Below are 21,270 nucleotides of genomic sequence, written 5' to 3'. Positions count from 1 at the left end.
TTGCACATTGTTTTTTAATTGAAAGTGTAGAGAGGGGAAAACTCTACACTTTTCCTTTTAAGGGAAAGAAAAGAAAAATTGTAAGTTGTTGCAAGTCGACCTTTACAATGTGTAAAATGAACAAGTAGATTGGTAGAAAGAAAGGGAGAAAGGAAATGGTACAATGATAGACGTAAGGAGTCAGAGCCAGCGAGCGCCTTTCGTCAGGCGACTGGTAATAATTGCTCTCGCAATGAGTACTCTCGCAGCAGGATTTTTCTTGTTTCACTCCTTTACATCGCCTGCGAAGGCTGTAGCAAATCAAGTGAACATCGTTCAAATGGCTAGTGAACAGTCTAAAGTTGAATTAGCTAAGCAAGCACCGGTGAAATTTAATGGACAAGTACGTAAAGTCGCTTATCTAACATTTGATGATGGACCGAGTGAATTTCAAAAAGAAATTTTAGATATTTTAAAGAAAAATGAAATAAAAGCGACCTTTTTCATGATTGGTAGTAATATTTCATCTCATAGTGAGAGTGTGAAACGTTTAGTAAAGGAAGGACATTATCCCGGTGTTCATAGCATGACACATAATTATGCGAAATTGTATAAACAAGGGCAATTTGTAGAAGAGATGAAACAAGCACAAAATATGGTGAAAGATATTACCGGGATTCATCCAAAACTTGTTCGTTGTCCATATGGTAGTATGCCAGGATTAAATCAAAGGTTACGTGATCAAATGGTAGTCGCAGGTATGAAGGAATGGGATTGGACGATTGATTCTTTGGATTGGAAATTACCAGGAAATCCAAATGGTGTAGTGCAAAATGTAATCTCAGGAGCTAATCAAGACCGAGAAGTGATTTTAATGCACGAGAAGAAACAAACTGTACAAGCTTTACAAACAATTATTAATGATCTTCGTAAAAAAGGATATGAGTTTGAAACATATGAGGAATCAGCTCATTTCCCATTAAATTTTTGGCATGATAATCGCATTTAAGTAGGAGGAAAATACGTTGAAGTATAATAAAATAGCAATTGTAACGGCATTATCTACGATTTTATTAGCAGGGTGTTTTGGCCCAAAACCAGAGGAAGAACTATATGTAGCATTTGAAAATGCTGCAAAGCAAGAAAAAACGATGTTTGAAGACGCGAAAAAATTAGAAGCTATGGAAAAAGAAGGACAAGCATTATACACACAAATTGTGCAAGAAGGAAAGGACAATAATCAAGCTGTGAAAGAAAAGCTTACCCAAGCTATTAAAAATACAGAAGAGCGTGGAAAAATCATTAATAAAGAAAAAGAAGCGTTAAAGAAAGCGCAAGAAGAGATGAAGTCAGTTGATAAATATGTAAAAAAAATTGAGGATAGTAAGTTAAAAGAAAAAGCGGATAAAGTGAATCGTACATATGAAAAACGACATGAATCATTTAAAAAGATGTATGACAGCTACATGAAATCATTAAAATTAGAAAAAGAATTATATACAATGTTACAAGATAAAAATGTAAAATTAAAAGCGATTAGTGATAAAGTGAAAACAGTAAATCAATCTTATAAAGATATCGATACTGAAAAAGATAAGTTTAATGAATATACGAAATCATATAATAAAGAAAAAGTCACTTTCTATAAAGAGGCAAAAATTAAAATTAAAGAAGAAAAATAAGGTTTGGCCATATGGCCAAACCTTATTTTTTTGTGTACGTACGTCGATACCACGGAATAGCTTCGCTCAATTTTTTTTCTTGTGTTAAGGCTTCAGGACCGATGAAATTTTGAAGAGTCTTCTTTGCTGTTGTTAAAGAAAGGGTAGTTTTGGGATTACGATAGGAAGATTCAAGAGCACCAAGATGTGGGAGAGTACGAAAATCATCTTTTGTGGGAGGGATATGGAAAAAGTAATCACCTAGACGGATCAAGACGTCAGACTGTTGTTGACTGAAGCGTGGATTTCGAGAAAAATGTAGACCTTCTTTAATCGCCTTTTTTTCAGCAATTAGTCGCTCTAAAGCAACTTTTTTTAACCAATATAAATATTTAGGATTTGTAGCTGCCTTTGCATGACGATTTACAACAAAAATAGATTGAGCTAATTGATTAACAGAATATTGTTTTGGTGAATGAGATTGAGGGTGGGATTGTTTCATTGTATGGATCTCCTTTCTAGTTTTTCACTATTATAGCATAAATAGAATAAGTCATTATTATATACAAAAAATGATTGTGTATATGCTTAATATTAAAGCAATCTTGTTCCAAAAAACAACTATTTTGTATAATAGTGATAGGAAGGGGTTTTAGAAATTTGATTATGAAAGAGTGAAAAAAATGAAAGATATATTGAAACAGCAATATGCCATTATCGATATCGGTTCGAATACGATGAGGTTGGTAATTTATGAAAGGCAAAATGGTGGCTTTTATAAGGAGATTGAAAATATAAAAGTTGTTGCTCGTCTAAGAAATTATTTGCGAGGCGGTCTATTGATAGAAGAAGGCACAAAAATATTACTTCAAACATTGCGCCAATTTCAAGAAAGTACAAGGTTCTATCATATACAAAATGTACTTTGTGTTGCTACAGCGACTATTCGTCAAGCTAAAAATCAAGAGGAAATAAAAAGGGTTGTTGCGAGAGAAACAGACTTTACACTTCGGATTTTGTCTGAATATGAAGAAGCTCGTTATGGGTATTTAGCAGTCATGAACTCCACTTCATTTTGTGAAGGGATTACTGTTGATATTGGCGGAGGAAGTACAGAAGTTACATATTTTAAAGATAGAGAAATTGTAGAATATTATAGTTTTTCATTTGGAGCTCTTTCTTTGAAACAACAATTTATTCAGCATGAGATACCAACTACAGAAGAATTGAAGAAATTGAGAAACTATCTATATGATCAATTTCAAACATTGCCGTGGTTAAGAGGAAAAAAACTACCCCTTATTGCGATTGGTGGTAGTGCTAGAAATTTGGTCAAAATTCATCAAAACTTAATTTCCTATCCTTTAGCAGGCCTACATCTATACAAGATGAAAGAAAAGGATATAAAGGATGTACAAGAAGAGTTGATGAAGCTTTCTTTTGCTGATTTACAAAAGTTAGATGGATTAGCAAAAGACAGAGCAGATACAATCATTCCAGCGGTTGAAGTCTTTCATATTCTCACAAATATAATTGAAGCACCAGCATTTGTATTAAGTAGGAAAGGTTTGCGAGAAGGTGTATTTTATGAAGAATTAACAAGGGGATTTGGAATTTTTTATTATCCAAATGTGATAGAAGAAAGCTTATATTTATTGTCACATGAATATGAAATAAATATGGGTTTTGTTATTCAGCTTATGAAACAAGGAGCGGTTATTTGTAAGCAGCTTGAGCAAGCTGGACTTATTTCTTTATCAGAACAAGATTGGAAAGCGTTTTATCAAGCAGCTAAAGTATTTAATATTGGGAAATATATTGATGAAGAAGCAAGCTGTTTGCATACATTTTATTTGTTAGCGAATAAAACGATTGACGGTATGATGCATAAAGAACGAATTAGATTAGCGCTTATTGCTTCATATAAGTCGAAGGTGTTATTTAAGCAACATTTAGCACCATTTGAAGATTGGTTTGACAAAAATGAACAGAAAAAAATGCGCCTTTTAGGAGCGGTATTGCAATTTTCAGCTGCTTTAAATGTAAGGCAGAGCCAGCTTATCGAAAACATACACATAGAACGAAATAAAGATGCACTTGTATTTCAAGTCTTTTGTAAGCAAGCTGTTTTAGCGGAAATAGTGGAAGCAGAGAAACAAAAAAAGCAGTTAGAAAAAATATTAAAAATGAACATTCAGTTGATATTTACAAAGGAATGTTAAGAAGTACGGATGTCTTTACAAAAATTTTACACTTTAACAAATTGAAATTTGGTACAATAAATGTACATAAATTATATTGAAAAAGTTTCAAGGGGAAGTGTGAATAGAATGGAATTATTGAAGGGGAATAGAGTAAATTTAAATGATACTGCTTATTACAATAATAGAGAGTTAAGCTGGTTAGCTTTTAATGAGCGTGTATTAGAAGAGGCAAAAGATGAGGGGAATCCACTTTTAGAAAGATTGAAGTTTATCAGTATTTTTAGTTCAAATTTAGATGAATTTTTTATGGTGCGTGTTGCCGGATTAAAAGATCAAGTAAAGGCTGGGTTTAATCAACCGGAAAATAAAGCGGGATTAACGCCGAAGCAACAGCTTAACAAGATTGCTATGAAGGCTCATGAATTAATGGAAGTTCAGTATGATACATTTAAAAATGTCATATTACCTGCACTTAAAGAAGAGGGAATTGAACCTTTGAAATTTCAAGATTTAACAAAGGAACAACGTGCGTTTATTGAAGAATATTTTGACGAACAAATTTTTCCTGTTCTAACACCTGTAGCGATTGATGCGTACCGTCCGTTTCCGATGCTTTTAAATAAAAGCTTAAACTTAGCTACTATTCTTTATGATGAAAAGCAAGTCGAAGAGGAAAATCGGACGAAACTTGGCATTGTACAAGTGCCATCATTGCTGGAACGTTTTATTTTTTTACCAAGTGAAGGCCAGAAGCAGAAATTTATTTTGTTAGAGGATGTTATTAGTAGTTTTACTCATAAATTATTTACAGGATATAAAGTATCATCTGTTACACGCTTTCGTATTACACGAAATGCGGATTTAACAATACATGAAGAAGGGGCACGAGATTTATTAAAAGTAATTGAGAAAGAGCTGAAAAAACGGAAATGGGGCGCGGCTGTTCGCTTAGAAGTTGGAGAAGATCATGTTGATGAAAGAGTGTTAACTCTTTTGTATGAAGTATTAGAGGTAAAAGATGAAGATGTGTACATGATAGATGGACCACTGGATTTAACATGTTTATTTTCACTTTATAAAGAATTAGCGCCTTTACATGAACATCTTGTATATCCAGCGCTGATTCCGCAACCGCCACGAGATTTAGCTGATGAAGAGAATGTGTTTGAGAAAGTGGCGGAGCATGATATTTTATTGCATCATCCGTTTGAATCGTTTCAACCTGTTGTTGAGTTTATACGTGACGCAGCAAATGATCCGAATGTATTAGCGATAAAACAAACACTTTATCGTGTAAGCGGAGATTCTCCCATTATTCAAGCATTGAAGACAGCGGCTGAAAAAGGGAAACAAGTAACGGTATTAGTTGAATTGAAAGCTCGATTTGATGAAGAAAATAATGTGCATTGGGCAAAGGAACTGGAACAAGAGGGATGTCATGTCATTTATGGTGTGAGTCACTTGAAGACACATAGTAAAATTACCCTTGTTGTCCGGAGAAAAAACGGAAAAATCGAAAGATTTGTACATTTAGGAACTGGGAATTATAATGATGCTACTGCGAAATTATATACGGATTTTGGCTATATTACATCTAGAAAAGAGTTCGGAGTAGATGCAACAAATTTCTTTAACTATTTAAGTGGCTATACAACAAAACCACATTTTCATCAGATTTCAGTAGCACCTTTTGATATTCGTAAACAATTTATGGACTTGATAGATGAAGAAATTCGTTACCATAAACACTATGGGAATGGACGTATTATTGCAAAGATGAATTCTTTAACAGATAAACCCCTAATTAAAAAGTTATATGAAGCATCACAAGCTGGGGTTCAGGTCGAACTCATTGTTAGAGGAATATGCTGTTTGCGTCCAGGTATTCAAGGAGTAAGTGAAAATATTCGTGTAATTAGTGTTGTTGGACGTTACTTGGAGCATAGTCGCATTTATTATTTCCATCATAATGGTCATGAAAAAGTTTACTTATCTTCAGCGGACTGGATGACACGGAATATGGAAAAAAGAATTGAAATATCTTTTCCAATACTAGAGTTTGAAATGAAAGCTAGAATAAAGGCAATTTTGCAGCTTATTTTAGCTGATAATGTGAAAACTCGTGAACAAAATAAAGACGGTGAATATTATTACGTAATAAATAACAAAGCTGAAAAAATTGATAGTCAAGTGAAATTATTTAAGTTAGCTTATCAAGAGATGGATGCGGAATAAAATATCATATATAAGTTCGTCGTTGTACATATATAGTACTGAAAAAAGGGTATCCTATAACTTTTAAGGTACCCTTTTTTATTTTCTCCTTTCCATATCGTTAGTTAAAAATGTGGATGGAGAAAATAGTTTGTTAAACTTGCATGGTTCATTCATAAATACGGTTATGTTTAGAAATGAACGGGAGATGGTTATTAATAATAGTACGGTTGACAAGAAGCTCCGTAACAAGGATATGGTGCTGGTGGATAAGGTGGATAGAATGGCCGAGGCCCAAAGGCCAATGCCCCGCCAAGTAATCCACCAGCAATTCCAGCTAAAAACGGAACACCAAAAAACGGTAGAAAGCGTGAGTCGCCTGCTGGACCAACAGGTGCTGAACGAACTGGTATGGGCTGATAGTAGGAATACATGTAACAACCTCCTTTATTGGACTCATTGTTATCATATGGGAGAAAAACGTGGATGAGCGAGTACAAGAAAGGATATATGAAAATAGGCGTAAGGGCGTTACCTTTCCGTATGCTGTAATGTGAAAAGGGTGATTTCAGGGCGAGCCATAAATCGAAAGGGAATTCTAGTTCTGCCAAGACCACGGTTCACATAGAGAACTAAGTCATCGATATGGTAAAACCCTTCAATATATTGTTTGGCAAGTGTTGAAGTAACAACGGCTCCTAGAAACGGAATTTGAACTTGGCCGCCATGACTATGTCCAGAAAGTTGGACATTTACTGGGAATTTGGCGACTTTTGATGCTATATCGGGTTCATGAACAAGAACAATTGTATAAATATTATGTTTGATATGTTGTAAAGTTTCTTCAATTTTTGGTTTTCCAAGGAGCATGTCATCAATTCCAACAATAGAGATTTCGGTACCATCGAATAATCGAATTCTCTTTTCTTTGTTTTGAAGCAGTTCAAAGCCAGATTCATTCATAATTTGCTGATAGTACTCCGTGCCATAACCGCCGTGATCGTGATTTCCATAGATTGCAAATTTTCCAAATGGTGCTCTAATATTACGTAAAATAGCAGAGACGAAAGGCGTTTCGCCATATGTTTGATAATTATCTATTAAATCACCGGTAAACAGGACGATATCGGGTGTAGCATCATTTATTTTAGAAACAATGCTGGATAAACGTTGAAGAGAGAAATAATAACCTAAATGTAGGTCGCTAAACTGTATAATCTTCATACCATGAAAGCTGTTAGGGATAAGGGGAGATTGAAGTGTATAGTGTGTAAAAGATAGAAAATTGGGTTCTATATATTTTGCATAGTAATAGCCAATACTAGCTGTAATACAAGTATAAAGGCAAGTGCGTATTCCCGTTTTCATAAAATGTCTTCTTGTCATTTGTTTCATAGAATCACGGATAGGTTTCATGTTTTGAAATAAGGAATATGAATAAAATTCATAATTGGTCACCTCATTATCCTTTCTAGTAAGTTCTTGTACATAAAGATATCAGAAAAAAATAAAAATATAAAGAATTCTATCCGATAAAATGGTAAAATGAATTTGTATTCATTTTTGGAGGAGGGGATAGGGTTGGAACGTAAAGTAGTCGTGATAACAGGTGGTTCAAGTGGAATGGGGAAAGGAATGGCAACTAAATTTGCGAAGGAAGGCACAAGAGTTGTTATTACAGGGCGTACGAAAGAAAAGCTGGACGAAACAAAAAAAGAAATTGAACAATTTGACGGACAGGTTTTAACAGTGCAAATGGATGTTCGAAACACGGAGGATATTCAGCGTATGATTGAATCCATTGATAAGGAATTTGGACGTATCGATGTTTTGATTAATAATGCGGCAGGTAATTTTATTTGTCCGGCAGAAGATTTATCTATTAATGGATGGAATGCTGTGATTAATATTGTATTGAATGGAACGTTTTATTGTAGTCAAGCAGTAGGAAAGTATTGGATTGAAAAAGGGATAAAAGGAAATATCATTAACATGGTAGCTACATATGCATGGGATGCTGGCCCTGGTGTAATTCATTCTGCGGCAGCGAAAGCTGGAGTGCTAGCAATGACAAAAACGTTAGCTGTAGAATGGGGGCGTAAATATGGTATTCGCGTTAATGCGATTGCTCCTGGCCCGATTGAAAGAACAGGTGGTGCAGATAAATTATGGATTTCAGAAGAAATGGCAAAGCGTACCGTGCAGAGTGTTCCACTAGGAAGATTGGGAACACCGGAAGAAATCGCAAGCTTAGCGTTTTATTTATGCTCTGATGAGGCAGCGTACATAAATGGAACATGCATGACAATGGATGGTGGACAACATTTACATCAGTATCCGTTTTAAAGGGATGGGGACATAGATATGAACCGTGATCTATGTATCGTAAAATGTGACGAATTTGTGACATATCAGAAAAAGTATTTACAGAAGAGCTTATATGAGGTATATTTAAGACCTCTTTTTTCTTCATAGTAGAATTGCTAATTCCCCTTAGCATTTTACCCCTCTAATCCCTTCAGGAAAACTGAAGGGATTTTTTATTATTTTTCTATACATACCGTGTTATAATTTTTTGAAAAGTAAAGGGAGGGAAGCAGTTTGATAGATGCATTAGATGTAATGAGTAATTTGGATAAAGTCCTTCCTTATTATCAAGCTATTTTTAGTGCTGATGAACATACAGTAGTTGGATATGAAGTAGTAGGACGTATCCAAACAGAAGAAGGGATACAAAGCCTGTCTTCTTTCTTTCATGATGATTCTGTTCCAAGTGAGTTTCAGCTTGAAGTAGATAATAATATTGTGGCAAAAGCTTTAAATCGATATTTAAAAACAGATCAATCTTTTTTATTGTTTATACACCGAAATGTAAATGTACTAATGAATGATGAGGAAGAAAGTTTACTACAGCTTTTATTGATGTACGAAAAAAAAGGATTAAACTTAAGTAATATTGTTTTAGAAATAACGGAGCATGAGTGTAAGGAAGACATTGAACAATTTAATCATTTGTTAATGTATTATCGTACATATGGCATTCGAATTGCAATCAATAAAGTAGGGACAGGTATGAGTAATTTGGAACGAATTAGTGTGTTAGCACCTGATATTTTAAAAATAGATTTAACAAATTTAAGACAAACAGCCCTTTTACAATCATACCAAGATATTTTGTACTCTCTATCCCTACTTGCAAGAAGAATTGGTGCAACTTTATTATATGAAGAAATTGATGCGTTTTACCAACTGCAATATGCATGGAAAAATGGAGGAAGATATTATCAAGGGGATTATTTGAAAGAGTGTTTGCCAGATTTTATTGAAGCAACTATTTTGAAAGAACGTCTTGGTAATGAGTGTCATCAATTTATTCAACAGGAAAAGAAGAAGTTACAAAAGATTTATCAGCTCACCGAAACGTTGCGTGAGCAAGTTGGAAATATTTTATTAAAGCAAAAAAAGAATGGAAATGTGAATGAGTGGCTATTACATTTTAGTCAACATGTATCACATTTTAGCTTCCGGATCTTTATCTGCAATGAAGATGGTTTTCAGCAATCAGGAAACGTTATGAAAAAAGATGAGGAATGGATTGTTATGCCTGAATATTATATGAAAAATTGGAGTTGGCGCCCATACTTTTTAGAAAATATAATGAAAATGCGATTTGAGAATAAAGCGAGACTTTCCGATTTATATGCAGATATTGAAACAGGAGAAATGGTGCGAACATTTTCCTTTCCGATTGACGACGAACATTTCTTATTTATTGATTTATCGTATGAATTTTTATATGAAGAAGATGTTTTATTTTAATGCACGAAGCAATTCGTGCATTTTTTGTTTGTTTTTATCATAAATTGGTAATAGTGAAAATGGTGATGAAAATGCTGTCTATCATTGTAAAGATTTTACGAACGAAATCATCACTTTCTTTGCATAATCATTGTTACAATGAATACTACAGAGACAAGCTCTTGTAAAGGAAGGTGAGAGAATGAGGAAATATGGAATATGGTTTGTTCTATTTTTGTGTGTTGCCTTTCTAGTTGGGTATAGTGTTACAACGGTTCTTGGGAAAGAAGAAGTAAAAGTAAATCAAAAAGAAATATTTACAACAATTCAAAAAGGATATGAAGCACAATTTTCGATTCGTGGAAAACATTTATCAATGGAAAAAATGTATGAAGTACTGTCACCATATTTTACAAATAACTTCTTACAAGTATTTACGGATGAAAATAGTAATCATGACAAACAAAGTGGTGAATATTTACTTCCTACAAAAGAAGCTCCGTTTAGTTTTTCTTCTCAAACAAAACTAGCTTATAATGAAGAGTACCGTCTTTTATATGTATATGAGCGCGGAAAAAATAAGCAATATCAAATTGTTACGTTACAAAAGGATGATGGAAGATGGAAGTTAGCTGGCTACCATGAAAGTCAGGAACTTTTGACAGAAATAACAAAATCACAAGAGTTAAAAGAACAGGAATAGTGCATGTTGCCTATTCCTGTTCTATGTTTAATAACTGTTGTAATTTCTCAATTTGAAAGCCAGCGACTACTTCTCCATCGACAACAACAGTAGGTGTTGAGTAGGAATCGTAATCATATAATAAACGATCACGAGCAGCTGCATCCTTTTTTATGTTAAATTCTTCAAATGTTATGTTATTATGTTTTAAAAATTCTTTTACAATTGCGCATGGTGGGCAATCAGTTTGAGTATAGACCTCGACTTTTTTCATAATGATTCCTCCTATTTTCTGTTTTTTATTATATTCTCCAGTTTAAAAAACCGCAACAAAGAAGACAAAAGATATTCTTTCTGCTTTTTACCTCTTATTTCGACAAATTTTAGTTGAGTTTCTTGCTAATAACCTTTATCCTAGAGTGTGGGACATTTTTTCTGTTATGACGGATAGAATGAATATAGCTGTAAAACATAATTGATAGGAAGATTAGAGAAAGGAGAGATTTCATGTCTCTACTCCAAGGAATTTTAACTCGACTTGTTAGTCTACAAGAACAAGCTGAAAGCGGTGAAGTAGCACAACGCTATTTCGAAGTGAACGGTGAACGCAAATGTAGCGTGAAATTTTTTGATAAAAGTGAAATGTATGAGCTAGAAGTGTATCAACAAGGTGAAAAACCACAAGTATATCAATTTGATAACATTGATATGGTTGCGATTGAGATTTACGATATCATTTCTTGATACATATAAAAAGGTATCGCCAAGGGGCATAGCCATCAACTTTAGAGAAGTGCCTCCGATGCTAAAAGCATCGGAGGCACTTTTTTTTACAACCTTTGAATACACTCCTGTATTTTGGGCATACTCGAACAGAACTTCATATGGCATTTCTTTTAGAAAGCCATTAGAATCTAATCCATTTATTCATTTTCTTAAGTTGATGGTTATGGCCAACGGAAGGCTGTTTTTTTGTTTTTACTCCCAAGAAAATATTCTGATAATTGTTTTTCAAATAGTTTTAAAAGGAGAAAGATAGGTGATATATAGAATTATGTTAATGTTTAGAAAAAAAGATGGATTATTATGAGCGTGTATATAGTGACTAAAGAACAAATTAAATACTCATTAGATAGTTAGTATAATTAATGTCAAAACAAGATTTTATTCAATCAAAATCATGAAAAGAAGAAATAGATTCCAAAATTAGTACAATCATAGCAGGATTAGCAATTGCGTGTATTTTAACAGTTAGTTTAAATATGTTTACTCCACAAGTAATGAATCGAGGCGATGGGGGTTCGCATTCTAATGCGTATGAAAACGGTGGAGGAATTGTAGCAAAAGAAATTTAAATACATTTACAGTAAAAGAAGAACGCTAATCCTTATGATAAGGTGTTTTTCTTTGTGTTTTATTCCGCTACATTTTCCCCTTCTTCATGGGTCTTATATATATATTGGAAACTGCATCTAGATTTCGTAACTATTTCCTTGGTCTTTTCAAAAAAAAATTTTCACCGTGTTCAGTACAACGATATTTTCCGTGTACGCTAATAACAAATTGTCGTCCCTTAGCGTCAGGATACATTTCATATATCGCTCTACTTTCAATAAATCCTAAGTAAGCATAAATATTCTCTATTAATAACGAGACGCGTTCTTCTTCGTCCGTTCAATCCTCTTCGTCGGCGACTATAAGATACACATGTTCATCGTGTCAATGCATTAGAAGAAATATTGAGACGAGTACGGATAGAAGCGTTATATTTTTTATTTTTGTCCCATATAATAAAATGACGAAAAAGTCTGTCTAATTGGGGGGCGTGACTATATGGACGGGGAGCATAAATTTTATAATGTATCCGAAAGATACATGGACTTTGAAACAGTGTTTACTCGTATTTGTCATTTTATTAAAAGAGATCCGAGGAATTTATACCGGTTATCAATTGGAACTGATTCACAAGCACATCAAAAGGAAACTCGTTTTGTGACAGCGATACATATTCATCGTGTTGGTAAGGGAGCATGGGGATGCTTGCACTATAAAGCTATACATCAAAAATTACCAACATTACGCGAAAAAATATATTTAGAGACACAGCTAAGCCAAGAGATTGCATGTTTATTTACAGCGGAACGGATGCAGAAAATCTGGGATTTATTGCATCCTTATGCTCATGAAGGTGCTGGTTTTGTAATGGAAATTCACTTGGATATAGGAAATGATGGGTTAACGAAAGAATTTATTTCTGATATGACAAGAAAAATAAGAGAGATGGGATTGACCGCTAAAATCAAACCAGATTCTTATGCGGCCTTTAGTTATGCAAATCGATATACAAAATAAAAATGATTTTTTTGTCTATTAAATTAAATAAATATTTTATATAATAAACAAAAGGAAATGATTGTAAGGAGAGGAGTACATGCGAAAAGAATTCGGGTTAACAAATGAAGAAAAAGAGTTACTGTTAGAAGTTTTATTTCAACAAAATTATGCAAGTGAAATTTTAGCTGTTGAGCTGTCAGATATTGAAAGCGGTCTTAAGAAAACAAATATTTCCCAATATAAAAGAATCGCAAGGTTATTTTATAGATTAAAAAATGAAGGTTATTAAGGACTACCAGAAAGGTAGTTTTTTTTTTGAGTTCTATGATAAAATGGTGTATGTATATTATATTTTATAGGAATTCGATACGGATAACATAATGATGTGAAAACGCTGTCATGATATGTAAATAACAGTGGGAAATAAAGTGAAACTTTAATCAGTAGGAGGGATTTTCTTCATCCCGATTGATTATGAGCCATCACCAATCAGGATGTTACGGGCAGCCCTACTCCCACCTATCTTCTTTGCTTCTCTCTGAATCTTGAAGTGGGAATCTTAACTGTCCTAAAATAGCAGGATAAAAAAGGAAATAGAAGGTTTTTCAGGCTGTACGGGAAAGTGTTATGAACAGGAAAAAGGGATAAAAATGGGGGATGTAAAATGATTAGTATTCCGAAAGATGAGTTTCAACAAGTTCTTGTAAAGGATTTAATGATTTCATCAGAAAAGGTAGCACACGTTCAAATTGGTAACAGTTTAGAGCATGCGTTACTTGTTTTAGTGAAGTCCGGATATTCTGCAATTCCTGTGTTAGATCCGATGTATAAATTGCATGGGCTCATTAGTACTGCCATGATTTTAGATGGAATTTTAGGATTAGAGCGCATTGAATTTGAGAAACTTGAGAATATGAAAGTGGAAGAAGTCATGAAAAGAGATATTCCATTTCTTAAGTTAGATGATTCATTTACGAAAGCATTAGGAATGACGATTGATCATCCTTTTATTTGTGTTGTAAATGATGAGGAGTACTTTGAAGGCATTTTAACGCGACGAGCTATTTTAAAGCTGTTAAATAAGAAAGTAAGGCAGTATAATCGGTAGTGAAGGGCAAGCGACTTCGTAGACAAAAAAGAAGTCGCTTTTTTATCGTGCATCTCTGTTAATGATGTATTATATTTAAAAAGAAATAAAGATGAAAGAGTAAGCAAACTTTACACTTATTTCACCATGAAAAATACAAGTTAGACTGTGCATGTTAATAAACATAATGCATATATATTGAGGGTAGATGAGTGTTTCGTCATGTAATGACAATACGATAGGGATTTTATGTTAGAAAGGTCAGCTTGGATATTCTCCATTGACTTAATGTTTGTTTTATATGTAGGACAAGGAAAGAGGGAGAAAGTTGCAAATCGATGATTTTCAAATGATGGTTGTCTTAGCGCAAGAATCCAATATGAGAAGAGCGGCAGAGCGTTTATTTGTTTCGCAGCCTGCACTAAGTCAACGATTACAATCTATGGAGAAACAATGGGGAATGAAATTTTTTATTCGCTCGCAAAAGGGATTGACAATTACACCAGAAGGGGAAAAAGTAGCTAGTTATGCGAAGGAGATGTTAGAAAGAGAAGAAGCGATTAAGAGTGAGTTAGCAATCTACCACACTGAGACATATGGAACATTGAAAATTGCTGTTGCTTCTGTAATTGGACAATATTGGTTACCTCCTGTTTTGAAAAAATTTGTACAAAAATATCCTTTTGTGAAGATTTCGCTTTTTACAGGTTGGAGTAGCGAAGTGCAAAAGCATTTTTATGAAGGAGACGTCCATGTTGCTATTTTAAGAGGAACGCAAGAATATAAAGGGCACAAACAACAATTATTTGAGGATGAATTATACTTAGTTGATACAGAAATAAAAGATATTTCTATGCTGAAGGATACAAATAGACCTTTTATACAATTTAAAAGTGATTCAACATACTATGGACAAATTCAAAATTGGTGGTACGGGCTATTTTCGAATCCGCCTAAACGTACAATCGTTGTAGATCAGATTGAAACGTGTAAGCAACTTGTTTTAAATGGCATTGGCTATGCTTTGTTGCCTTCTACAGTATTAAAAGAAGTAAAGACAAATACATATAAAACACCTGTACAATTAACAAGAGAAACTTGGCTATTAACAAGTGATTCTGCTAGACAATTAAAGCAAGTGCAAGCATTTTTAGAAATTATGGAAGAAATTCAAAAGGAAAAATAAGATTCTTATCTTGCTACTAGCTCTTTCGTTTGATAGAGTAACAATATAAATGGATTTAGGAGGCAACAAGCATGAAAATGATGGATGCAAATGAAATTATTTCATTTATTCAAAAAAGTGAAAAGAAAACTCCTGTGAAGGTATACATAAAAGGGGATTTAAAAGAGGTAACATTCCCTGGAACTGTACAAGCATTTGTGAACAAAAAAGCGGGTGTGTTATTTGGAGAATGGTCTGAAATTAAGGTGATTCTTGAAGAAAATAAAAAGCACATTGCAGATTATGTTGTGGAAAATGACCGTCGTAATTCTGCAATTCCAATGCTTGATTTAAAAGGTATTAAAGCTCGTATTGAGCCAGGTGCGATTATTCGTGACCATGTCGAAATTGGTGATAATGCGGTTATTATGATGAATGCAACAATTAACATCGGTGCTGTAATCGGTGAAGGTTCTATGATTGATATGAATGCTGTATTAGGCGGACGTGCAACAGTAGGTAAAAACTGTCACGTAGGTGCAGGTGCAGTTCTTGCAGGTGTTATTGAGCCACCTTCTGCTAAACCAGTTATCGTTGAAGATGATGTTGTAATTGGTGCCAATGTAGTTGTTTTAGAAGGTGTGACAGTAGGAAAAGGTGCGGTTGTTGCAGCGGGTGCGATTGTAACAGAAGATGTACCTCCATATACAGTAGTTGCAGGGACGCCAGCACGTGTCATTAAAAAAATTGATGAGAAGACAAAGGCAAAAACAGAAATTAAGCAAGAGCTTCGTCAATTAAACCCAGAAAAATAAAAAAGCAAAAAGCGTAAGGGAATGAAGAGGCCCTTACGCTTTTTATAAATGGCGGTGTAGACATGACAATCAGTAAATTTGTACAAATCCGTAGGGATTTACATCAAATTCCTGAATTAGGATTTCAAGAGTGGAAAACACAGCAATATATTTTAAATTATATTGAGACGCTTCCTAACGAACATATTGAAGTAAAGACATGGAAAACAGGGGTTATCGTTAAAGTCAAGGGAAAGAATCCGTTAAAAACAATTGGTTACCGCGCGGATATGGATGGTTTGCCAATTGTAGAGGAAACAGGATATGAATTCGCTTCGACTCATGAAGGAATGATGCATGCGTGCGGTCATGATTTTCATACTACAATTGGTTTAGGATTGCTTACCGCCACTGTAAATGACAGAATAGATGATGACCTTGTTTTTCTATTCCAACCTGCTGAAGAAGGGCCTGGCGGAGCACTTCCTATGTTAGAAAGCGAAGAATTAAAAGAATGGAAACCAAATATGATTCTTGGGCTTCATATTGCACCAGAATATCCAGTCGGAACGATTGCTACAAAAGAAGGGTTACTCTTTGCAAATACATCCGAATTGTATATTGATTTAAAGGGAAAAGGTGGACATGCGGCATACCCACATATGGCGAATGATATGATTGTTGCAGCTAGTCATCTTGTGACCCAGCTTCAATCTGTAATTAGTCGTAATGTGAATCCATTGGATAGTGCAGTGATTACAATTGGTAAAATTACAGGTGGAACCGTTCAAAATATAATTGCAGAAAAGTCGCGTTTAGAGGGGACAATTCGAACATTATCTGTTGAATCAATGAAGCGAGTGAAAGATAGAATCGAAGCGATTGTTGCTGGGATTGAGGCTGCATTCCAATGTGAGGCGGTTATTGATTATGGTGCAATGTATCATCAAGTATATAATCATGAAGCATTAACAAAAGAATTTATGGAGTTCGCTTTAAAAGATACGAATATGAATGTGGTTACTTGCAAGGAGGCTATGACGGGAGAAGATTTCGGATACATGCTTCGCGATATTCCAGGATTTATGTTTTGGCTTGGTGTCGATTCTGAATATGGTTTGCATCATGCGAAACTAAAGCCAAATGAAGCGGCAATTGATCGAGCAATTGAATTTTTAAATCAATATGTCAAATGGAAAGGGAACAGGAGGTAGACCTGTTCTTTTTTTACGGCACGATTTTAAAGAGCGATCCTCGGTGAAGTAGATAAAGGATTTTAAAAATATGTTCTATGAAAAATTAGAATGGGAGTAAATTCGGTATATTAGTTAGCAAAGAAGCGATATGTTTTGCTTTACTTTACTTTTTATATAAAACGTGTGTAAAATCAATGTGATACATTGAAAAAGGGTGGGGAGTCAGGTGCAAATCAGTAGTGCAATATTATGTTTCTTTCTGTATACATACGTTATTATTGCTGCGATATATTTCGGTATCAGCTTTTACGCATATCGCTTAGCTAATAAAGTTGAATATAAAGAAACATACCAGTGGGTGAAGAAATACTTATCCCCTGTACTAGAAATTATGAATGGCTTTGTTCTTTTTTTATTTATTGGATTAGTTGCGTTTTCAACAAGTTTCGTCGGAAATAAGGCAACTTTATTTGGAATCGGTATTATTATTTTTATGCTGTTAGGGGTTCGAATTGGGAATGCTGTGTTTTGGAATGAACAGAAAATTGATGGTTGGACAGGGATGTTTATTCCATGTATGCTTGCTGCTATCGTTACAAATATAGAACATGAATATTACCAGCTTCATTTTTGGTTAATTATTGTTTTAACAATTCTCTCTGTTTTATATATAAGCACTGCGTTTTTGACGTACTGTGCAAATGAAAAAGGGGATCAAAAGGGTGTTCGCTTTTTTAGAAGGAGAGCACTATTTTGGAGTGTGCCAACAATGTTTGTAATAGTGGTTATTGCAGTAATTATGAACGGTCATCATTTTGAAGGATGGCAACTATTTTTCGGAACATGGTGGATATTTATCATTTCCTTTTTGGCTTTTTTAGGAGCGACACATTATTTATTTCATCAACATCACTATATGTGGGCACTTTTATTTGCTTTTGCGCAACTGTTGTTTGCATTTTTTGGTCAAGAAACATTAGTATTCGTTTTTCAAACGTTTAGTTCGTTTGGGAATATTTTTGTATTTGGAATGCTAGTCTGTAGTATTTCATTGTATGTACAACAATATTTTTACATACAAAAGCAGTAGTAGTGGGCAAGGTTCGCTAGTGAAAATAAAGTATGCTACAATAAAATGAAGTTGGATTTGATGTTATTGGAGGAATTCGTGTGAGTGAAAAAGAGAAAGAGTTTGCTGTCATTGGACTTGGACGTTTTGGAGGCAGCATTTGCCGTGAATTAGCACAACTAGGTATGGAAGTAATGGCCATTGACTTAGATGAAGATAAAATTAATGAATTTGCAAATATTGCGTCCCATGCAGTAATTGCAGATTCCACAGATGAAATGGTCTTAAAAAGTCTTGGTATCCGCAACTTTGATCACGTTGTTGTAGCAATTGGAGACAACTTAAATGCTAGTATTTTAACAACACTTATTTTAAAAGAATTAGGAGTAAAAAATATTACTGTAAAAGCTCAGAATGATTATCATGAAAAAGTATTAAGTAAAATAGGGGCAGATCATATTGTTCATCCTGAGCGTGATATGGGAAAACGTATTGCAAATAATATTGCTTCTAGCAACGTATTAGATTATTTAGAGCTTTCAGATGAACATAGTATTGTAGAAATAATTGCTAATAAAAAAATCGATGGTCATTCGTTAATCGAACTGGATATTCGTGCGAAATTTGGCTTGAATATCGTAGCGATAAAACGAGGTAAAGAAGTGATTGTCTCGCCGCGAGCTACTGAAAATATCCAGTCTGGGGATATTTTAATTGTGATTGGCCATGATGACGAAGTAGATCGTTTCAAGCATTTCTTACGATAGAAAGAATCGTATGAAAAAAGGTTTGGCTGTAGATAAGGTCACGAAAAAATCCACTGTATAATAAAAAGAGTCTATCACCTCTATATAGGTGATAGACTCTTTTTTTGTAGTGACTGTTTCATTGGATTGTTATCATTTTAACATAAATGAAGAAAGACCAATTTGCTATACAAATTGGTCTTTTCACTCTTATGATATGTTCCATTAAAATAAGACTATTTCTGTTGGAACATGTTTTTTATATTTCCATAATGATTGGTAAAATCATTGGACGGCGCTTCGTCTTTTCATATAGGAATGGAGCTAATGTATCTGTAATTTCATTTTTAATTTCAGACCATTGTGTTGTCTTTCGTTCCATCACCTTTTCTAGATGTGTTGTAATTAATGTTTGTGCGTCATTAATTAAATCGCTACTTTCACGCATATAAACGAATCCACGAGAGATAATGTCAGGCCCTGCGGCAATTTTAAATTCTTTCATATCAATGCTGACAACGACGATTACAAGTCCTTCTTCTGAAAGAATACGACGGTCACGTAATACGATATTTCCGATGTCGCCAATTCCATTTCCATCAATATAAACAGACCCTGATGGGATTTTTCCAGCAATATTTGCTTCATCTGAACGCAAGGCGAGTACATCACCATTGTCCATGATAAAACAATTTTCTTCAGGAATACCACAATCATTTGCTAAGCTCATATGCATGCGTTGCATACGATATTCACCGTGAATAGGCATGAAATATTTCGGTTTAATGAGACGTAACATAAGTTTTTGTTCTTCTTGTCCGCCGTGTCCGCTCGTATGAATATTGGTAAGTTTACCATGGATGACCTCAGCACCAGCACGGTATAACATGTTGATTGTACGGCTTACACTAACTGTATTTCCTGGAATAGGAGAAGAAGAAAATACAACCGTATCCCCAGGAATAATTTGGATTTGACGATGTGTGCCGTTGGCAATGCGAGAAAGTGCCGCCATTGGTTCACCTTGACTACCTGTGCATAAAATAACAATTTGGTTAGCAGGTAGTTTATTGATTTGAGCTGCATCGACGAATGTATCTTTTGGACAACGAATATAACCAAGGTCTTGTCCGATTTGAATGGCAGCTTCCATACTTCGACCGAATACAGCTACCTTGCGATTGTTTTCAACAGCAGCTTCGACAACTTGTTGTAAACGGTGGATATTAGATGCGAAAGTAGCAAAAATAATACGTCCTTCTACTTTGCGGAAAATATCTTGAATGCTATCACCAACGCGACGTTCAGACATTGTAAAGTTAGGAACTTCGCTATTTGTGCTATCGGATAATAGGCAAAGTACACCATCTTTACCGATTTCAGCCATTTTCGTTAAATTTGCTGGCTCACCAACTGGTGTGAAATCAAATTTAAAGTCTCCCGTATGAACAATTTGCCCCTGTGGTGTTTTCACAACAACGCCAAATGAATCTGGAATGCTATGTGTTGTACGGAAGAAGGAAACAGACGTTTTTTTAAATTTAATTACATCATCTTCTTGAATTTCGTAAAGTTTTGCTTTACGAAGTAAACCGTGCTCTTCTAATTTATTTTTAATTAGGGCAATCGCTAATTTCCCTCCGTAAATTGGAACATTTACTTGGCGTAATAAGTAAGGGATTCCACCGATATGATCTTCATGACCATGTGTGATGAAGACGCCCTTAATTTTATCTTCGTTTCGTACAAAATAAGTGTAATCAGGGATCACATAGTCGATCCCGAGAAGTTCGTCTTCTGGAAATTTAATTCCAGCATCAATTATAATAATTTCATCTTGAAATTGAACAGCATATGTATTTTTGCCGATTTCGCCCAGTCCACCAAGAGCGAATACGGCAACCTGATCGTTTTTTAGAAATTTCATAAATTATACAATCTCCGTTAGTTTTAAATCAGCATTTTGCTTTTCGTATTCAAGATGAGCGCCAGTCACTGACTGAACAAACTCAATGTTATATGCGAACTTTTTTAATTTTGCACGAACGTCTCTTTCAGAGTCAGCCTCTAAATATAGAACTTTTGTATTTTCACGTACTGGAACCTCAGTCATTTTTTCTTGATAAAATACTTTAAAAATCATTGGAAAAACCTCTCCTTGTCTATGTTTTGCATAATCTATTACCTATTATAAAGCAAATAGTCATGTTTTTCATGTTTTTTCGAATGGGAATGAAGAAAAAGCCCGAAATGGGCATGATTTAAGCCATTGTTTTTTTTCGTACTAAATCATTTAAATAGCGTTTTAGCTTTTTCTTCAATTTTTTTAGCATAGCTGCTC

22 protein-coding genes and 1 pseudogene are annotated in these 21,270 nt (G+C 34.4%); 16 read left to right on the top strand and 7 right to left on the bottom strand.

Going from position 1 to position 21,270, the window contains the following annotated elements; genetic code table 11:
- Positions 1–163 precede the first annotated feature (163 nt).
- On the top strand, positions 164–988 hold the full coding sequence (locus tag MR059_RS08065; RefSeq protein ID WP_012095156.1) for a peptidoglycan-N-acetylglucosamine deacetylase: 825 nt from the start codon (positions 164–166) through the stop codon (positions 986–988).
- Positions 989–1,004: 16 nt separating this feature from the next.
- Entirely contained in the window at positions 1,005–1,661 is a 657-nt protein-coding gene (locus MR059_RS08060) for a YkyA family protein (protein WP_012095155.1), read from the top strand.
- Positions 1,662–1,683: 22 nt separating this feature from the next.
- Here MR059_RS08060 and MR059_RS08055 read toward each other — a convergent pair whose 3' ends face one another.
- Entirely contained in the window at positions 1,684–2,142 is a 459-nt protein-coding gene (locus tag MR059_RS08055; protein WP_012095154.1) for a YkyB family protein, read from the bottom strand.
- A 181-nt stretch (positions 2,143–2,323) separates the two neighbouring features.
- On the opposite strand from MR059_RS08055, the gene MR059_RS08050 reads away from it, so the two are divergent.
- Positions 2,324–3,862: a Ppx/GppA family phosphatase gene (locus tag MR059_RS08050; RefSeq protein ID WP_012095153.1), complete on the top strand. Its 1,539-nt coding sequence runs from the start codon at positions 2,324–2,326 to the stop codon at positions 3,860–3,862.
- 108 nt (positions 3,863–3,970) lie between these two features.
- Positions 3,971–6,079, top strand: coding sequence for an RNA degradosome polyphosphate kinase (locus MR059_RS08045; protein WP_012095152.1), 2,109 nt, complete (start codon positions 3,971–3,973; stop codon positions 6,077–6,079).
- 194 nt (positions 6,080–6,273) lie between these two features.
- On the opposite strand, the gene MR059_RS08040 is transcribed toward MR059_RS08045, so the two are convergent.
- Positions 6,274–6,492 carry a hypothetical protein gene (locus tag MR059_RS08040; RefSeq protein ID WP_012095151.1) on the bottom strand — a complete coding sequence of 73 codons (219 nt, stop codon included), beginning with the start codon at positions 6,490–6,492 and terminating at the stop codon, positions 6,274–6,276.
- A gap of 97 nt (positions 6,493–6,589) precedes the next feature.
- On the bottom strand, positions 6,590–7,453 hold the full coding sequence (locus MR059_RS08035; protein WP_012095150.1) for a metallophosphoesterase: 864 nt from the start codon (positions 7,451–7,453) through the stop codon (positions 6,590–6,592).
- Positions 7,454–7,639: 186 nt separating this feature from the next.
- On the opposite strand from MR059_RS08035, the gene fadH reads away from it, so the two are divergent.
- From fadH to MR059_RS08020, 3 genes are all read left to right on the top strand, one after another.
- Positions 7,640–8,404, top strand: a complete 765-nt coding sequence (fadH, locus tag MR059_RS08030) for a 2,4-dienoyl-CoA reductase (RefSeq protein ID WP_012095149.1) — start codon at positions 7,640–7,642, stop codon at positions 8,402–8,404.
- A gap of 255 nt (positions 8,405–8,659) precedes the next feature.
- Positions 8,660–9,877: an EAL domain-containing protein gene (locus MR059_RS08025; protein ID WP_012095148.1), complete on the top strand. Its 1,218-nt coding sequence runs from the start codon at positions 8,660–8,662 to the stop codon at positions 9,875–9,877.
- 181 nt (positions 9,878–10,058) lie between these two features.
- Positions 10,059–10,559 (top strand): DUF3993 domain-containing protein, encoded by a 501-nt coding sequence (locus MR059_RS08020; protein ID WP_012095147.1) that lies wholly within the window; start codon positions 10,059–10,061, stop codon positions 10,557–10,559.
- A 10-nt stretch (positions 10,560–10,569) separates the two neighbouring features.
- Here the strand turns inward: MR059_RS08020 and MR059_RS08015 are convergent, their stop codons facing one another.
- Entirely contained in the window at positions 10,570–10,812 is a 243-nt protein-coding gene (locus tag MR059_RS08015) for a glutaredoxin family protein (protein ID WP_012095146.1), read from the bottom strand.
- A 233-nt stretch (positions 10,813–11,045) separates the two neighbouring features.
- On the opposite strand from MR059_RS08015, the gene MR059_RS08010 reads away from it, so the two are divergent.
- Entirely contained in the window at positions 11,046–11,282 is a 237-nt protein-coding gene (locus MR059_RS08010; RefSeq protein WP_000055151.1) for a YkuJ family protein, read from the top strand.
- Positions 11,283–12,023: 741 nt separating this feature from the next.
- Here the strand turns inward: MR059_RS08010 and MR059_RS21985 are convergent.
- Positions 12,024–12,197, bottom strand: a pseudogene (locus MR059_RS21985) (DUF6572 domain-containing protein); the annotation flags it as partial.
- 174 nt (positions 12,198–12,371) lie between these two features.
- Here MR059_RS21985 and MR059_RS08005 point away from each other — a divergent pair.
- The 8 genes from MR059_RS08005 to MR059_RS07970 all read left to right on the top strand — a co-directional run bounded on the left by MR059_RS08005 (position 12,372) and on the right by MR059_RS07970 (position 18,950).
- Entirely contained in the window at positions 12,372–12,890 is a 519-nt protein-coding gene (locus MR059_RS08005; RefSeq protein WP_012095144.1) for a ribonuclease H-like YkuK family protein, read from the top strand.
- Between the two features lie 79 nt (positions 12,891–12,969).
- Entirely contained in the window at positions 12,970–13,161 is a 192-nt protein-coding gene (abbA, locus tag MR059_RS08000) for an antirepressor AbbA (RefSeq protein WP_012095143.1), read from the top strand.
- A gap of 375 nt (positions 13,162–13,536) precedes the next feature.
- Positions 13,537–13,980: a cyclic-di-AMP-binding protein CbpB gene (gene cbpB / locus MR059_RS07995; RefSeq protein WP_012095142.1), complete on the top strand. Its 444-nt coding sequence runs from the start codon at positions 13,537–13,539 to the stop codon at positions 13,978–13,980.
- Between the two features lie 307 nt (positions 13,981–14,287).
- A complete protein-coding gene (locus tag MR059_RS07990; protein ID WP_242161695.1) occupies positions 14,288–15,145 on the top strand; it encodes a LysR family transcriptional regulator in 858 nt (285 codons plus the stop codon).
- Between the two features lie 71 nt (positions 15,146–15,216).
- Positions 15,217–15,939 (top strand): 2,3,4,5-tetrahydropyridine-2,6-dicarboxylate N-acetyltransferase, encoded by a 723-nt coding sequence (gene dapD / locus MR059_RS07985; RefSeq protein ID WP_012095140.1) that lies wholly within the window; start codon positions 15,217–15,219, stop codon positions 15,937–15,939.
- A 62-nt stretch (positions 15,940–16,001) separates the two neighbouring features.
- On the top strand, positions 16,002–17,132 hold the full coding sequence (locus MR059_RS07980) for an N-acetyldiaminopimelate deacetylase (RefSeq protein WP_242161694.1): 1,131 nt from the start codon (positions 16,002–16,004) through the stop codon (positions 17,130–17,132).
- 208 nt (positions 17,133–17,340) lie between these two features.
- Positions 17,341–18,204: a cytochrome c oxidase assembly protein gene (locus MR059_RS07975; RefSeq protein WP_012095137.1), complete on the top strand. Its 864-nt coding sequence runs from the start codon at positions 17,341–17,343 to the stop codon at positions 18,202–18,204.
- 80 nt (positions 18,205–18,284) lie between these two features.
- Positions 18,285–18,950 (top strand): potassium channel family protein, encoded by a 666-nt coding sequence (locus MR059_RS07970; protein WP_012095136.1) that lies wholly within the window; start codon positions 18,285–18,287, stop codon positions 18,948–18,950.
- A 238-nt stretch (positions 18,951–19,188) separates the two neighbouring features.
- Here MR059_RS07970 and rnjA read toward each other — a convergent pair whose 3' ends face one another.
- On the bottom strand, positions 19,189–20,856 hold the full coding sequence (gene rnjA, locus MR059_RS07965; RefSeq protein WP_012095135.1) for a ribonuclease J1: 1,668 nt from the start codon (positions 20,854–20,856) through the stop codon (positions 19,189–19,191).
- 3 nt (positions 20,857–20,859) lie between these two features.
- A complete protein-coding gene (locus MR059_RS07960) occupies positions 20,860–21,072 on the bottom strand; it encodes a DNA-dependent RNA polymerase subunit epsilon (protein WP_012095134.1) in 213 nt (70 codons plus the stop codon).
- Positions 21,073–21,270 lie beyond the last annotated feature (198 nt).

This window comes from Bacillus cereus group sp. BfR-BA-01522, assembly GCF_022662635.1.
In the GTDB taxonomy this organism is placed as follows: Bacteria; Bacillota; Bacilli; order Bacillales; family Bacillaceae_G; genus Bacillus_A; species Bacillus_A cytotoxicus.
This window is presented reverse-complemented; position numbering and strand designations above follow the sequence as displayed.

Bases quoted from the DNA above. Each gene is read 5' to 3' on its own strand.
- MR059_RS08065 (WP_012095156.1), top strand. From the start codon at position 164: ATGATAGACGTAAGGAGTCAGAGCCAGCGAGCGCCTTTCGTCAGGCGA.
- MR059_RS08035 (WP_012095150.1), bottom strand. From the start codon at position 7,453: ATGAAACAAATGACAAGAAGACATTTTATGAAAACGGGAATACGCACT.
- MR059_RS08005 (WP_012095144.1), top strand. From the start codon at position 12,372: ATGGACGGGGAGCATAAATTTTATAATGTATCCGAAAGATACATGGAC.
- MR059_RS07960 (WP_012095134.1), bottom strand. From the start codon at position 21,072: ATGATTTTTAAAGTATTTTATCAAGAAAAAATGACTGAGGTTCCAGTA.
- MR059_RS08015 (WP_012095146.1), bottom strand. From the start codon at position 10,812: ATGAAAAAAGTCGAGGTCTATACTCAAACTGATTGCCCACCATGCGCA.
- abbA (WP_012095143.1), top strand. From the start codon at position 12,970: ATGCGAAAAGAATTCGGGTTAACAAATGAAGAAAAAGAGTTACTGTTA.
- cbpB (WP_012095142.1), top strand. From the start codon at position 13,537: ATGATTAGTATTCCGAAAGATGAGTTTCAACAAGTTCTTGTAAAGGAT.
- dapD (WP_012095140.1), top strand. From the start codon at position 15,217: ATGAAAATGATGGATGCAAATGAAATTATTTCATTTATTCAAAAAAGT.
- MR059_RS08020 (WP_012095147.1), top strand. From the start codon at position 10,059: ATGAGGAAATATGGAATATGGTTTGTTCTATTTTTGTGTGTTGCCTTT.
- MR059_RS08050 (WP_012095153.1), top strand. From the start codon at position 2,324: ATGAAAGATATATTGAAACAGCAATATGCCATTATCGATATCGGTTCG.
- MR059_RS08045 (WP_012095152.1), top strand. From the start codon at position 3,971: ATGGAATTATTGAAGGGGAATAGAGTAAATTTAAATGATACTGCTTAT.
- rnjA (WP_012095135.1), bottom strand. From the start codon at position 20,856: ATGAAATTTCTAAAAAACGATCAGGTTGCCGTATTCGCTCTTGGTGGA.
- MR059_RS07980 (WP_242161694.1), top strand. From the start codon at position 16,002: ATGACAATCAGTAAATTTGTACAAATCCGTAGGGATTTACATCAAATT.
- MR059_RS08055 (WP_012095154.1), bottom strand. From the start codon at position 2,142: ATGAAACAATCCCACCCTCAATCTCATTCACCAAAACAATATTCTGTT.
- MR059_RS08010 (WP_000055151.1), top strand. From the start codon at position 11,046: ATGTCTCTACTCCAAGGAATTTTAACTCGACTTGTTAGTCTACAAGAA.
- MR059_RS08040 (WP_012095151.1), bottom strand. From the start codon at position 6,492: ATGTATTCCTACTATCAGCCCATACCAGTTCGTTCAGCACCTGTTGGT.